This is a genomic window from Rhodopila globiformis (assembly GCF_002937115.1).
GTDB classification, from domain to species: domain Bacteria; phylum Pseudomonadota; class Alphaproteobacteria; order Acetobacterales; family Acetobacteraceae; genus Rhodopila; species Rhodopila globiformis.
Map to the genome: position 1 here is coordinate 40,876 of NZ_NHRY01000229.1, position 13,885 is coordinate 54,760.

The window sequence follows — 13,885 nt, forward strand, 5'->3', positions numbered from 1 at the left end:
GCTTCCGGCCGCCGGGGTGCAATCGCGTCCCGCGCGGCCCATTTGTAGTGTGTTGAAAGTTTGACCCCATGTTTGCTGTCATCCGCACCGGCGGAAAACAGTACCGCGTGTCACCCAACGCGGTCCTGAAGGTAGAGAAGCTGGATGCCGAGGCCGGCGGCACCGTCACGTTCACCGACGTCCTCGCCGTCGGCGTGGACGGCAACCTGACCGTCGGCGCCCCGACTGTCGCCGATGCGTCGGTGACCGCCACCGTGATCGCCCAGGACCGCCTGGACAAGGTGATCATCTTCAAGAAGCGCCGCCGGCAGAACAGCCGCCGCCGCAACGGCCACCGCCAGCATGTCACCGTGCTGCGGGTCGCCGGCATCAACGCCAACGGCCAGACCTACACCGCCCCGCAGGCCGAGACCGTGCCGCCCGCCGCGCTGGATGCCGCCGAGTCGGCCGCCGTCGTCTCCGGCGAGAACCCGGAAGCCGTCGAAACGCAGGAGTAATCAGCCATGGCACATAAAAAGGCAGGCGGTTCATCCCGCAACGGGCGCGATACCGAAGGCCGGCGCCTCGGCATCAAGAAGTTCGGCGGCGAGAAGGTCCTCGCCGGCAACATCCTGGTGCGCCAGCGCGGCACCAAGTGGTATCCTGGTACCAATGTCGGCCTCGGCCGCGACCACACCATCTTCGCCCTGATCGACGGCCGGGTGAAGTTCGCCCGCAAGGCTGAGGGCAAGGTGCATATTTCGGTCGAGCCGTTCCCGGCCGCCGCCGAGTAACCGCGCCTGCCTCAGTTTTCCGGACGGGGGTCGGTGCGTGCCGGCCCCCGTTCTGTTTGGTGATTTGTTATGAAATTCCTCGACCAGGCCAAGATCTACCTGCGCTCCGGCGACGGCGGCGACGGGGTGGTCGCCTTCCGGCGAGAGAAATACATCGAGTTCGGCGGCCCCGATGGCGGCAACGGCGGCAAGGGCGGCGACATCGTGTTCGTGGCTGAGCACAATCTCAATACGCTGATTGATTTCCGCTACACCCAGCATTTCCGCGCCGCCAAGGGCGGCAACGGCTCGGGCTCCGACCGCACCGGGGCAGGGGCGTCCGACGTGGTGATCAAGGTCCCGGTCGGCACGCAGATCCTCGCGGACGACCAGGAGACGCTGCTGGCGGACTTGGCCACGGCCGGCAAGCGGGTGACGCTGCTGCGCGGCGGCGACGGCGGGTTCGGCAACGCGCATTTCAAGAGTTCCACCAATCGCGCGCCGCGCCATGCCATCAAGGGTTTCCCGGGGCAGGAGATGTGGGTCTGGCTGCGGCTGAAGCTGATCGCCGATGCCGGCCTGGTGGGGCTGCCGAATGCCGGCAAGTCCACCTTCCTGTCGGTGGTCTCGGCGGCGCGGCCGAAGATCGCCGATTACCCGTTCACCACGCTGCACCCGCAACTTGGCGTCATCCGCCTGTCGGCTTCCGAGGAATTCGTACTGGCCGACATCCCCGGCCTGATCGAGGGCGCCCACGAAGGCGCGGGGCTGGGCGACCGCTTCCTGGGCCATGTCGAGCGCTGCGCCGTGCTGCTGCACCTGGTGGATGGCGCCGCCGGCGACGTGGTCCGGGCCTGGCGCACCGTGCGCGGCGAGATGGAGGCATATGGCGGCGGCCTGGCCGACAAGCCGGAAATCATCGGCCTGAACAAGGCCGACGCGATGACCCCGCGCGAGGCGTCGGCCCGCCTGTCGGCGCTGCGCAAGGTCTCCGGCCGGCCAGTGTACCTGCTGTCGGGCGCCACCGGCCAGGGCGTGCCGGAGGTGCTGCGGGTCCTGCAGGACACGGTCCACGAGGCCCGCCGCGACCGGGCGGAGCGGGAGCACGCCGCGTGACTCCCTCCCTCACCACCGCCCACCGCATCGTCGTCAAGATCGGCAGCGCCCTGGTGGTGGACCAGGCGCAGGGCGCGCCGCGCGCCGTCTGGCTGGACAGCGTCGCCGCCGATATCGACGCGCTGCGGGCGCGGGGGACCGATGTGATCGTGGTGTCCTCCGGCGCCATCGCCCTGGCGCGGCGGACGCTGAACCTGACGCAGAAGCGGCTGCGGCTGGAGGAGAAGCAGGCCGCCGCCGCCGTCGGGCAGATTCGGCTGGCCCAGGCCTGGAGCCAGGCGTTGTCGGCGCTCGGCCTGACCGCGGCGCAGTTGCTGCTGACGCTGGACGATACGGAAGACCGCCGGCGCTACCTGAACGCGCGCGAGACGCTGGACACGCTGCTGAACCTGGGCTGCGTGCCGGTGATCAACGAGAACGACACCGTCGCCACCGCGGAAATCCGCTTCGGCGACAACGACCGCCTCGCCGCCCGGGTGGCGGAGATGGTGAAAGCCGATCAGCTGATTTTGCTGTCCGACATCGACGGGTTGTACACGGCCGATCCCAGGCGCGATCCGGGCGCGCAGCACATCCCGGTGGTGGAGGCGCTGACTCCCGAAATCGAGGCGATGGGTGGCGAACCGCCGCCGGGATATTCCTCCGGCGGCATGCGCACCAAGCTGGTCGCGGCGCGGATCGCCACCCAGGCCGGCTGCGCCATGGCGATCGCCATCGGCAACGTCGAGCGCCCCCTGCGCGCGCTGCTGGACGGCGCCCGCTGCACCTGGTTCCTGCCGGCGCCGGAGGGACGGACCTCCCGGAAACGCTGGATCGCCGGCAGCCTGTCGCCGCAGGGCGTGCTGACGGTGGACGCCGGCGCGGTCAAGGCCCTGCGCTGCGGCCGCTCGCTGCTGCCGGCCGGCGTGCGCGGCGTGGAGGGCACCTTCGAGCGCGGCGACCCGGTGACGATCGCCGGGCCGGACGGGGCGGTACTGGGGCGCGGGCTGTCGGCCTATGCCAGCGTCGACGCGGACCGCATTGCCGGGCACCGGTCGGACCAGATCGAGAGGATCCTGGGCTGGCGCGGCCGCGACGAGATGGTGCATCGCGACGACCTGGTGCTGGGTTAGGGCCGTTTCTTTTCCGTCATGGTTGGGTTTGTCCCGACCATCCGCGCTTCGACGGTCGGGGGTGGATGGCCGGGACGCCCGGCGATGCCGATGAACAGACGAACCTGCTTTGCCCACCAGCGTCCCGGCGGTGCCGGTGCTTGCAGCCTGTGCCGAAACCGGCGACCATCCGCGCTTCGCTCCTACCGACAGGAAAGACGCCGATGGCCCTCACCTTCCAGCACGTGCACCTGAAGACCCGCGACGTGCAGGCGACCGTGCAGTATTACATCGACAATTTCGGCGCCACGCGGAAAGCAGAAATCCCCGGCCGCGGCTGGCAGCTCGACCTGCACGGCACCCAGCTCAACATCACCGGCATCATCGCCGAGCAGAAGCACGAGCAGCAATACGGCATCGAGCACATGGCGGTGGTCACCGACGACTATCCCGGCACCCTGGCGAAGCTGCGGGAGAACGGCGTAGCGGTGCTGGAGGAACTGAAAGGCGAGAAAGGTAACCGCGTCGCCTTCGTCGCCGCCACCGACGGCGCGCAGATGGAGGTGATCGAAAAGATCTAGCCCGCCACGACTTCCAGGCCGAGCGCCTGGGCTGCCTCGGCCATTTTCATGTCGAAGGTTAACAGAGTCGCATCAACCCGCTGCGCAATGGCGATGTTCAGTGCATCCGGGGTACGCAACGGCAAGTCAAGCCGGCGCAGTGCCGCCTCTGCGGCTCTCACATCACTGGGATCTGTCACGACCCGTTCGGCAACCCGTAGCACCAGGGCATCGAAAAGCGCAAAGGCATTGCGCGCCTCCGTCTCAATCATTTCGCGCATGCGCACACGGCGGGCGATCGCAGATGCCACCTCCGCGGCCGCGAAGTCACTGACCACCAGCACATGCGTACCGGCGCCCAGGCGTGCCTCGGCGCGTGCCGTGAAAGGATCGGCTGAAACAAGCGCAACGAGAACGCTTGCGTCGAGATACAGTCTCACCGCTCGTCTTCGTCGCGCATTTGGCTCAGAAGCGTCCCGGCATCGGTAGTGGCTGATGAGCGGACCCGATTCGCGGCCAGCCATGCCAGATCGTCCCGGGTCAGTGGCCTGACAGGCGGCCGGATGGCCTTGAGTGCCACGACCGGATGACCATGCCGGGTGATGACGATATCCTCTCCGGCCAGGGTCCGGTCGATCAGATCGGAAAGCTGATTCTTGGCTTCGGCGACGCTGTGCTGGGTCATGGCGGGTGAATTATAACCATCCGATGGCTATTTTCAAGCGCTCTCCGAGGCGTTGCGGCCCGGTCGGTCGATGTGATCCACGGTTCGGCCCTGGCTGCTGCTGACAGGTCCGGCCCTCACTATCCTGGCCATGAAGGCGCGGTGATCAACGCACAGCCGTCGCGGCCGCAGGCCGCCCCAATTTCTTCTCTGCGTGCTCTGCGCGCCGCTCTGCGCGCTCTGCGTTGCAAAAATGCGGCGCCGCAACAAAGAGCCGCGTTGCCGGTGAGCCGCCCAACCCGAAGCGCCGGTGGCGCCCCGACCACCGCGCTTCAACGCAGAGTTCGCAAAGCGGGGCGCAGAGCACGCAGAGAAGGAATCAGGCGGCCAACGGTCGCGGTGGCGCGGCCGCGGCCGGGCTGTTCCTGTTGCAACTCGCGGCCCGGCATTCAGGGCAATGCGGCCCGGATCGGCAGCTGCCGTCCTCAGCGCGCGGCAAAGCGCGGATCGGAATAATCGATAACGCTCACCTCCTCGGTATCCGTATCGAGCACGGCACAACTGAGCTGCCGGTCGTTCCGGCTGTCGCGCGCGTCCCCGGCCGAGCCCGGGTTGATGACCAGAACGCCACCGATACGTCTGACCACCTGGCAGTGCGTATGTCCATACAGCACGATATCCGCATCTGCCTCCGCGAACCGGTCCAGCTTCGGGCTATGCGGATGCACATAGTCCCCACGCGGCTCCCACGGCGTGGAGTGGATCAGCAGCAGGCGCTTCCGCCCCAATTCCAGATATTTCCGATGCGGCTGCGCGGCGAGGAAACCCAGCAGCTCCGGATCGATCCCCGGCCGCTCCCGCGCCCGCGCGCCGGCGTCGGAAAGAAAAACTTCCTCGTGGTTGCCCTGGATGACATGCGCCCCACGCTCGCGCAGCCGGGCGACGACGGCGTTGGAAAACTGGTATTCAAAGATACTGTCGCCGAGGCACAGCAGCTCGTCGACGCTGCCCATCGCCGCCAGCGCCAGGTCCAGCCCCTGGATGTTGCAGTGAAGATCCGATACGATACCGACTTTCAACAATGTCCTCCCGTTCCGCTGTCCCAGGCCATAGCACGCGGCCCGCGGATTTGGCGACACCGCCCGCCTGTCTGTAGGCTGTCGCCGAAACCGGACAGAGGAACGCCGCCAGGATGAACGACCAGCTTGCCGAGGACCCGCACACCATCCTCGACCGCCTGCAACGCCAGGCCACGCGGCATGAAACGCCGTGCGGCGACGGCCGGATGATCTGGCACCTGTGGGACGAATCCGGCGGCGCCGCCCCGGTGGTCGCGCTGTTCCACGGCGGCGCCGGGTCCTGGCGGCACTGGGTCCGCACCATCCCCGCGCTGCTGCCGCGCTACCGCGTGCTGGTGCCCGACCTGCCGGGCCTGGGCGAGTCCGACATGCCGCCCGTCAGCGACGACGCCGACGCCATCGCCGGTATCGTTGCAGACGGTATCGACGCGATCATCGGCGCCGGCGTGTCCTACGACGTCGTCGGGTTCTCCTTCGGCAGCACCATGGCGGCCTGCGTCGGCGCGCTGCGCGGCAAGCGGGTTCGTTCCGTTACGATCATCGGCTCCTCCGGCGTCGGCGCGCTCGGCTCCGCCGTCAACCTGGAGAAGGTGCGCCACCTGGAAGGCGACGAGCGCCGGGAAACCCACCGCACCAACCTCAATCGCCTGATGATCGCCGATCGGCGGAAAATCGACGATCTGGCGCTGGTGATCCAGGACTGGAACACCATCCGTTCGCGCCTGCGCACCCCGGCGCTTTCCCGCAGCGGCGCCGTCATGCGCGCCATCGACCGCCTGCAATCACCGCTGAACGGCATCTGGGGCGAACTCGACGCGCCGGCCAACCCGAAGGGACCGGAACGGGTCGCCATCCTGCGCGCCCACCGCCCGGACGCCGACGTGCGGCTGATCCCCGCCACCGGCCACTGGGCCGCCTACGAGGCCGCCGATACCGTCAACGCCACGCTGCTGGACATGCTCGCGCGCACCCGCCCCTGAAGGGCTAATCGTTGGAGGGAACAAACAATGACCGAGCTGTCCACCGGCCCCGGCGCGATGATGGGCAACGCCGGCCCGGGCATGCTGGCGGGGCTGCGGGTGATCGAAATCGCCGACGAGCGTGCCGAATATGCCGGCCTGCTGCTCGCCGGCCTGGGCTGCGAGGTGGTGAAGATCGAGCCGCCCGAGGGCAACGCCACCCGCCGCATCGGCCCGTTCCTGGACGACCAGCCCGGGCTGGAACGCTCGCTGTTCTTCTGGGCCTATAACCGCGCCAAGAAATCGGTGGTGCTGGACATCCAGGCCCAGCCCGCGGCGCTGCTGCGGCTGCTGGAGGGCGCCGACATCCTGCTGGATTCCTCCTGCGGCGCCTTGAACACCGCGCTCGGGCTGGACCGGAATGCGCTGAACGCGCGCTTCCCGACGCTGGTGACCGCGCGGATGACGCCGTTCGGCGATGACGGGCCATGGGCGCATTTCAAGGGCTCGGACCTGGTGCATCTCGCGCTCGGCGGAGTGATGATGAACTGCGGCTACGATCCGGATCCGAACTGGCAGTACGACACGCCGCCGATCGCGCCGCAGGTCTGGCATGCGTACCACATCGCCGGCGAGCAGCTTGCCGCCGGCGTCGTCGCGGCGCTGATCGCGCGGCGCCGCAACGGCCTCGGCCAGGATGTTTCGATCGCGGTGCACGAGGCGGTGGCGAAGAACCCGGAGCTCGACATCATGCACTGGGTGATGCGCCGCGTGCCGCTGTGGCGGCTGACCTGCCGGCATGCGCTGGAGACGCCGAACCACTCGCCGAGCATCATGCACACCAAGGACGGCCGCTGGTACATCTCGCACGGCATGGGCGCGCGCGACCTGAAGGCGCTGGTGCCGTTACTGTCAAAATACGACATGCAGGCGGACCTGCAACCGCCGCCGCCGGACGCCGATCTGAAGGCGCGGGCGGTGCCGGGTTCCACGGTCGGGGACGAGGCGAAGGCGCACATGCTCGACGTCGTGCAGCGCTTCGCCCGCGCCTGGACCTACCACGACATGCCGTGGCTGGAGGCGCAGGAAGCCGGCCTGCTGTGGGCGCCGATCCGCAAGCCGCATGAGAACGCGCTTGACGAGCACTGGCTGAAACGAAAGACCTTCGCCGAGGTGCCGCATCCGGAACTCGGCCGTTCGTTCCTCTATCCCACCAGCAAGTGGCTGGCGACGCAGACAAGCTGGCAGATCGGCCGGCGGGCGCCGCTGCTGGGCGAGGACACCGAAGCGCTGCTGGCCGAGGCGCCGCGCCAACCGTCCGTGCCCACGCGGCCCAAGGGCGACGCCGGGGCGGTCGTTTCTGCCCTGCACGGCAAGCCGTTTCCGTTGCAAGGGGTGAAGATCCTGGATTTCGCCTGGTTCCTCGCCTCGGCCGGCGGCACGCGCTTCCTCGCCGCGCTGGGGGCGGAGAGCTACAAGGTGGAGTGGAAGGACAATCCCGACACCCGCCTCGCCGCGATGGCGCCGGTGGGCGGACGCGCGGCGCGGCAGGCGGCGACGGGACCGCTGCCGGGGGTGAAGGACCCCGACATGGGCGGGCAGTTCCTCAACAAGAACGCCGGCAAGCGCGGCATTTCGCTGAACATCCGCCATCCGAAGGGACTGGCGATCGCGAAGGACCTTGTCCGCCTCTGCGATATCGTGGCCGAGGGGTTCTCGCCCGGCGTGCTGCAACGCCTCGGCCTCGGCTACGACGTGATGCGCAAGATCCGCCCGGACATCATCTACATCCAGCAGGCCGGCATGGGCGCTCACGGCACCTATGGCCGGATGCGCACCGTCGGCCCCGTCGCCGCGGCGTTCGCTGGCCAGGCCGACATGTCCGGCCTGCCGGAGCCGGCGATGCCGGTGGGATGGGGCTATTCCTATCTCGACTGGATGGGCGCCTACGGCTACGCGCTGGCGCTGCTGGGCGCGCTGCACCATCGCGACCGCACCGGGCAGGGCCAGTGGATCGACGCGTCGCAGTGCGAGTCGGGCATTTTCCTCACCGGCACGGCGATCCTGGACTGGGCGGCCAACGGCCGGGAATGGCGCCGCCATGGCAACCGCTCGCCCTACAAGCCGGCGGCGCCGCACGGCGTCTATCGTTGCGCGGGCAACGACCGTTGGGTGGCAATCGCCTGCTTCACCGAGACGGACTGGCAGTCCCTTGCCCGCGTCGCCGATCACCCCGGCTGGCTAGCCGATCGGCGCTTCATGACGCTGGCCGATCGGCTGGCGCACCAGGAGGCGCTGGATGAGGCGGTTGGGGCGTGGACCATCACTCGGTCCGCCGAGGAAACAATGATGGCGCTGCAGGAAGCTGGCGTTCCCGCCGGGGTCTGCCAGAACGCCGAGGACCGCTGCGACCACGACCCGCAGCTTCGCCACCTCAACTGGCTCACCGAAGTCACCGGCAGCAAGATCGGCACCTGGCCGGTCTATGAGTTGCCGATGAAACTGTCGCGCACGCCGGCCTATATCGGCGGCCCGATCAACCGCGGCGCGCCGTGCTACGGCGAGGATAATGCATGGCTGCTGACTGAACTGCTGGGCATGTCGGCGTCTGACGTGGAGCGGCTGGCTGAGGAAGGCGTGATATGATGCAGGCAGGATGCGCAGGCGGCCCTTGTTGTCCTGATCCCGGGACAGTTCACGCAGGCACGGATCAACCCCGGTCACCGCTTCATGGTCCGGAACAAACCAATGCGTTTTTGTGCTGGAATGGCCCAGGCGTCCGGCGCGCCTTTTCGCCGCCTGAACATTGGCGAGAAATACCGGTCCGCCGGAGCGGGCGCGCTGGCCCCTCCGCGTCATGGCCCGCCTTCGCGGACCATGACGCGGAGAAGACGGTGCCCTGCACCCAATGCAGCGGTTATTCCCTGCCGGCCCCTTGGCGCTCCTGCGCCACGATCTGCTGCTTCGGCCGCCGCGTCAGGACCGCGATCTGATGCGGGCTTGCCGGCATGCCGTCCAGTGTCAGCTCAGGACGTGGCGGAGACTCCTGAACCGCGGCCGTGTTCAGCACCGCGAGCTGATGCGGCGAGGCCGGAAATCCCATCACTTCGTAGGTCGGCAGCTCCGCGGCCATTGCGGCGGATCCGCCCAGCACGCAAGCCACGGTCGCCACTGTCGAAAGGCGATGCCACATGATACCCCCCATTTCCCGGTTACGGCGCATTCGTCTCGCCGGCTTGTCGAGTATCACCGTGTGCGGGGGCTGGCTCTGAAGTGCTTCACAGACCGGCAGGCTGCGGAAGCGGGCCCTTGCTGTCCCGGCCCGCCGGCCTCAGCGCCGCAGATATTCCAGCAGCAATGCCCGAAGATCGGCCATGCCGTTCCGGTAGCCGATGGCCTTCAGGCCGCGGTCCAGCAGGCTCAGCCAGCCGTCCGGCGCCGCCGGCGGAGGCCCGGCCGCGCGCAGCCGGGCCAGGGCCTTCGGCGTCCGGGCCAGCGGGAGCGTCCGGTCCTTCACGGTCAACGGGTTGGATCCCGCAAGCGACAGCGACATCCGCACCGTCAGCGACCGGGCCAGGATGAACGCCGCCGCCAGCGCCGGCACGGCCTCGTCCCGCGGCGCGCAGAGAAAGCCGGCCGCATCCAGGGCGCAGGGCAGGTCCACGGGCGCCGCGCGGAGGAATTGCAGGGAGGCGTGCAGCGTGCCGGCCGCCGTGGCCGCCAGCAGAAGCTCATCGGACACGCCGCGCACCACGATCACCGGCACCAGTTGGGTGCCGCCGGCACCTGTCGATACAGGCTTGCCGCCAATCGGTGGGTCCGCGGCGGAGCCGGCGGCGCGCGCCTCCAGGTCCGCGACGATGCCGGCCGCATCGAGCAACCGGTCCTTGTGGCGCAGCACGCAGGCTTGGCCCCGGCAGCTCAGGATCCAGCTGCCGATGGATTCATCCGCGGCCGCGGCCGGGTCCGGTGCCGTGAGGCAGGCAAGCAGGCCGGCGACACCCAGCCATTTCCATCCGCCGGCGCAGACTCCTCTTCCGCGCCGCGCGGTAATCTGCAACCGTTGGGTCATGAATGATGCCATGCAGCCTGACGCGCTTTCGATCCACCGTACCCTGCTGACGCTGGATACACACATCGACATACCCTGGCCATCCGGGCCCGATCCGTTCCAGGACGGCGCCCGGAAGGTCGACCTGCCGAAGATGGCCCGCGGCGGCCTCCGCGCCGGCTGCTTCGTCGCCTACGTCCCACAGTCCACCCGGGCGCCGGTGTTCGAGACGGCGGCCTATACCCGCGCCCTGGCCATGCTGGACCACATCAACCTCATGGCGCGCATGCCGTCGCTGGTGCCGCTGCGCCTCGCCCCGCGCGCCGACGCGATCGAGGCCGCCCGGCGCGACAACGTCGTCGCCATCGTCCCCTGCGTGGAGAACGGCTTCGCCATCGGCACCGACCTGGCGCGGATCGCGGAGTTCCGGGCGCGCGGTGCAGTGTATATGACGCTGACGCACAACGGCCACAACGCGCTGGGCGATTCCTGCAACCCCCGCCGCGACCTGGGCGACCGGGAGGTCGAGCACGGCGGGCTGTCGGCCTTCGGCAAGGCGGCGATCGCCCTGATGAACCGCGTCGGCATGCTGGTCGACGTCGCGCACACCGCGCGCGACACCATGCTGCAGGCGGCGGAGGAATCCCGCTCGCCCATCGTCTCCAGCCATTCCTGCGTCAGCGCGCTGTGCGACCATTCGCGCAACATGGCCGACTGGCAGCTCGACGTGATCCGCGACGTCAAGGGGGTGATCCAGATCACCGCGGTGTCGGCGTTCCTGAAGCTGAACGCCAAGCCCGAGGACGTCACGGTCGCCGACTTTGCCGATCACATCGACCACGCCGTGCGGCGCATCGGCATCGACCATGTCGGGATCTCGTCGGACTTCGACGGCGGCGGCGGCATCAGCGACTGGAACGACGCCGCGCAGACGCCGAACATCACGATCGAACTGGCGAAACGCGGCTATGATCGCGGCGCCCTTGAAAAACTCTGGGGCGGCAATTTCCTGCGAGTCATGCGGGCAGCGGAGGGAGTGGCAGGCTGATGCGCACGGTGACGCTTCCAGGCGGCGAGACGGTTCCGGCGGTCGGGCAGGGGACCTGGAACATGGGCGAACGCGCGGACCAGGCGGCGCGGGAGGCGGACGCGCTGCGCCTGGGCATCGACCTCGGCATGACGCTGGTCGACACCGCCGAGATGTACGCCTCGGGCGGCGCCGAGGAGGTGGTCGCCCGGGCGGTGGCGGGCCAGCGGGACAAGGTGTTCATCGTCAGCAAGGTGTTGCCGCAGAACGCCTCCCGCAGCGGCGTGCCGGCGGCGTGCGAGCGCAGCCTGAGGCGGCTTGGGACCGACCGGATCGACCTGTACCTGCTGCACTGGCGCGGCAGCCACCGGCTGGCGGAGACGGTGGCGGCGTTCGAGGCGCTGCGGGCGGCGGGCAAGATCCGCCACTGGGGCGTATCGAACCTGGATGTCGCCGACATGGAGGAAGTGGCAGGCCTGCCCGGTGGCGCGGCCTGCGCGACCGACCAGGTGCTGTACCATCCCGACAGCCGCGGGATCGAGTTCGACCTGCTGCCGTGGTGCGCGCAGCGCGGGGTGCCGGTGATGGCGTATTCGCCGCTGGGGCACAACGTGCAGCGCCTGGCGCGGTCGGCGGCGCTGCGGGCCGTCGCCGATCGGCATGGGGTGACGCTGGCGCAGGTGGCGATCGCCTGGGGGCTGCGCGACGGCCACGTGATCTCGATCCCGAAGGCGGCGGATGCCGCGCATGTGCGGGAGAACGCGGCGGCGGCCGAGCTGGCGCTGACGCCGCAGGACCTGGCCGAGATCGATGCCGCGCACCCGCCGCCGAAGCGCAAGCGGGCGCTCGACCTGCTGTAGCGGCGAGGCCCGGCAGCCAATCCGTTCCGGCCAGATAACAACGGCGGATCACCAGCCTGAGTGCCTATCCCAGTAAGGCGATCGGCATGCAGAAAAGTACGGGGAAAAAATGATTCGGCCGAGCCATGCCGGCCTGTTCAGGCGCATTCGGGGCGGCTTCGTATCCTTGTGTCAACGCAACGGAACACACCGCACCGGCCTGTCCCGAGTGTGCTTGTGGCAAGCGTGGATGGTGGCCCTGCGGCCACCATGATGGTGAAAGCGCGCCGTCGGCCCGTCCCAACCCGCGCCGCGGCGACCGCTTCCGGGATGTGCATGTCTCACAGGGGGTACGTCCGGCCGTAACGAAGGGCAACCGCCCGGGCCGCCGGCCGCACCACCAAGGGCCGTTATGCCATCTGGCTCCGGCCGGCTGGCCCGCGCTATAACCTCCGCCACAGGCAGGGAGGCCAGAGATGAGCGCGCCGTGGCAATACCAGATCCGGGTCAATCTCACCGACGACCACGCCGGACTGGCGCGCAGCGATCCCGGCAATCTCGCCCTGAAGCCGCTGACGGAGATCCTGAACCGGCACCACGCGACGCTGAAATGCCAGCTTGACGCATTCGCCGCCTACGTCGCGGAGGCGGAGAAGGAAGGCGCGGACGAGTTCCCGCTCTACAAGTGGACCAAGGCGACGCTGGACGATCCGGAAAAGACGGCGAAGCACAGCCGTTCGTTCACGCTGCACGTCCGCGGGCATGAGGTGTATCCCGAGGACACCGCGGACGCGCTCGCCGCGGACCTGCGCCCGCTCGCCGGCGGCGCGATCGTCGCCCGGCTGTCGAAGCACGACACCAACCCGGCGAACAACCTGCCGATCCCGCCGGAATACCGCTGACAGCGGCAAGCGCCGAGGCGCCGCGGCACTACGGATGCCGCCGCGGACGGACGCCCGCTGCGGCTGGCGGCGCGGCGGCATGGTGGCGCCTCGCGTGCGTCATCCACGGCGGTGAACCACCATCGGCACGACCCGGCAATTCGCATTGGCTCTTGATTTCGGGGTGGTGAGACGCTTCACCGCCCATCCGGAACCCGGCAGGAGCCTTGAAAACCGCAACCGAGCGCCCTGGCAACGATCGGCGCGCGGCCGACAGTACGTTCGGAGGTCCGTTTCACCACCGGGCCATTTGCGTTCATTTGCGTTCATCTGCGGTTCCTGAATCAGCGTGGCGGCGGGAGGGATGTTCCGACGCCTGCGTGCTGCTCCAAAGGAGAAATGGAACCGCAGATGAACGCAAATGCAGCAGGGCTGTTGCCGCAGCGGGGGCGCACGTCGTCCGACAGGGCATTGTCGTGGACCTTTTCAGCACGGTTCCGGTTGGATTGCGGGACCGTGAAACGCCTCACCCGACCACCCCGGAACCCGACAACAGCCTTCGCATTTTGGCATTCGTGGCCTGGGCATTGGCTTGATCGAGCGGCGGACGCAAGGCCGAAACGGTGGCCATTTGACTGTGGACGGGCGTTTCATTCGAAACGTTTCTGTCCAGGCCCGCCACCCGCCGTCACAAATCAGTCGCAAGTAAATATCCCCCGGCAGAGCCGGGGGCTTTATAGTGTTGGCCGCTCAAAGCGGCCGGGCGGGTCGCTGACGCGGCCCGTTGAGTGTGAGCCGCTCAAAGCGGCAAGCGGGACCGCTAACGCGGTCCCGGGTTCAGTTGGCCACTAAAGTGGCCGGTTCAG

At 68.6% G+C, this 13,885-nt stretch carries 14 protein-coding genes and 1 pseudogene; 10 read left to right on the forward strand and 5 right to left on the reverse strand.

What is annotated here, in order from left to right:
* Window positions 1-68 precede the first annotated feature (68 nt).
* The 5 genes and pseudogenes from rplU to CCS01_RS22295 all read left to right on the forward strand — a co-directional run.
* Window positions 69-377 (forward strand): annotated as a pseudogene (rplU, locus tag CCS01_RS22275) (50S ribosomal protein L21); the annotation flags it as partial.
* A 126-nt stretch (window positions 378-503) separates the two neighbouring features.
* Window positions 504-773 carry a 50S ribosomal protein L27 gene (gene rpmA, locus CCS01_RS22280; protein ID WP_104520963.1) on the forward strand — a complete coding sequence of 90 codons (270 nt, stop codon included), beginning with the start codon at window positions 504-506 and terminating at the stop codon, window positions 771-773.
* Window positions 774-842: 69 nt separating this feature from the next.
* On the forward strand, window positions 843-1,868 hold the full coding sequence (obgE, locus tag CCS01_RS22285; protein ID WP_104520964.1) for a GTPase ObgE: 1,026 nt from the start codon (window positions 843-845) through the stop codon (window positions 1,866-1,868).
* Complete coding sequence (proB, locus tag CCS01_RS22290) at window positions 1,865-2,980, forward strand: glutamate 5-kinase (protein ID WP_104520965.1); 1,116 nt, start codon at window positions 1,865-1,867, stop codon at window positions 2,978-2,980. The genes obgE and proB overlap by 4 nt, the downstream gene beginning before the upstream one ends.
* A 203-nt stretch (window positions 2,981-3,183) precedes the next feature.
* Window positions 3,184-3,540, forward strand: coding sequence for a VOC family protein (locus CCS01_RS22295; RefSeq protein ID WP_158258544.1), 357 nt, complete (start codon window positions 3,184-3,186; stop codon window positions 3,538-3,540).
* Here CCS01_RS22295 and CCS01_RS22300 read toward each other — a convergent pair.
* The 3 genes from CCS01_RS22300 to CCS01_RS22310 all read right to left on the reverse strand — a co-directional run bounded on the left by CCS01_RS22300 (window position 3,537) and on the right by CCS01_RS22310 (window position 5,262).
* Window positions 3,537-3,959, reverse strand: coding sequence for a type II toxin-antitoxin system VapC family toxin (locus CCS01_RS22300; protein ID WP_204848392.1), 423 nt, complete (start codon window positions 3,957-3,959; stop codon window positions 3,537-3,539). The genes CCS01_RS22295 and CCS01_RS22300 overlap by 4 nt on opposite strands.
* Window positions 3,956-4,204, reverse strand: a complete 249-nt coding sequence (locus tag CCS01_RS22305) for a type II toxin-antitoxin system Phd/YefM family antitoxin (RefSeq protein WP_104520968.1) — start codon at window positions 4,202-4,204, stop codon at window positions 3,956-3,958. Before CCS01_RS22305 ends, CCS01_RS22300 begins: the two co-directional genes overlap by 4 nt.
* A 464-nt stretch (window positions 4,205-4,668) precedes the next feature.
* A complete protein-coding gene (locus tag CCS01_RS22310) occupies window positions 4,669-5,262 on the reverse strand; it encodes a metallophosphoesterase family protein (RefSeq protein WP_158258545.1) in 594 nt (197 codons plus the stop codon).
* A 113-nt stretch (window positions 5,263-5,375) separates the two neighbouring features.
* Between CCS01_RS22310 and CCS01_RS22315 the strand changes: the two genes are divergently transcribed.
* Together CCS01_RS22315 and CCS01_RS22320 are read left to right on the forward strand one after the other, a co-directional pair.
* Window positions 5,376-6,242, forward strand: coding sequence for an alpha/beta fold hydrolase (locus tag CCS01_RS22315; RefSeq protein ID WP_104520970.1), 867 nt, complete (start codon window positions 5,376-5,378; stop codon window positions 6,240-6,242).
* A gap of 27 nt (window positions 6,243-6,269) precedes the next feature.
* A complete protein-coding gene (locus CCS01_RS22320) occupies window positions 6,270-8,867 on the forward strand; it encodes a CaiB/BaiF CoA-transferase family protein (protein ID WP_204848393.1) in 2,598 nt (865 codons plus the stop codon).
* A 271-nt stretch (window positions 8,868-9,138) separates the two neighbouring features.
* Here the strand turns inward: CCS01_RS22320 and CCS01_RS22325 are convergent, their stop codons facing one another.
* Together CCS01_RS22325 and CCS01_RS22330 are read right to left on the reverse strand one after the other, a co-directional pair.
* A complete protein-coding gene (locus tag CCS01_RS22325) occupies window positions 9,139-9,354 on the reverse strand; it encodes a hypothetical protein (protein WP_204848394.1) in 216 nt (71 codons plus the stop codon).
* Between the two features lie 198 nt (window positions 9,355-9,552).
* On the reverse strand, window positions 9,553-10,293 hold the full coding sequence (locus tag CCS01_RS22330) for a hypothetical protein (RefSeq protein ID WP_104520972.1): 741 nt from the start codon (window positions 10,291-10,293) through the stop codon (window positions 9,553-9,555).
* 10 nt (window positions 10,294-10,303) lie between these two features.
* On the opposite strand from CCS01_RS22330, the gene CCS01_RS22335 reads away from it, so the two are divergent.
* From CCS01_RS22335 to CCS01_RS22345, 3 genes are all read left to right on the forward strand, one after another.
* Window positions 10,304-11,320, forward strand: a complete 1,017-nt coding sequence (locus CCS01_RS22335; protein WP_239992352.1) for a dipeptidase — start codon at window positions 10,304-10,306, stop codon at window positions 11,318-11,320.
* Window positions 11,320-12,159 (forward strand): aldo/keto reductase, encoded by an 840-nt coding sequence (locus CCS01_RS22340; protein WP_104520974.1) that lies wholly within the window; start codon window positions 11,320-11,322, stop codon window positions 12,157-12,159. The genes CCS01_RS22335 and CCS01_RS22340 overlap by 1 nt, the downstream gene beginning before the upstream one ends.
* Window positions 12,160-12,614: 455 nt before the next feature.
* Entirely contained in the window at window positions 12,615-13,040 is a 426-nt protein-coding gene (locus CCS01_RS22345; protein WP_104520975.1) for a hypothetical protein, read from the forward strand.
* Window positions 13,041-13,885: the final 845 nt, after the last annotated feature.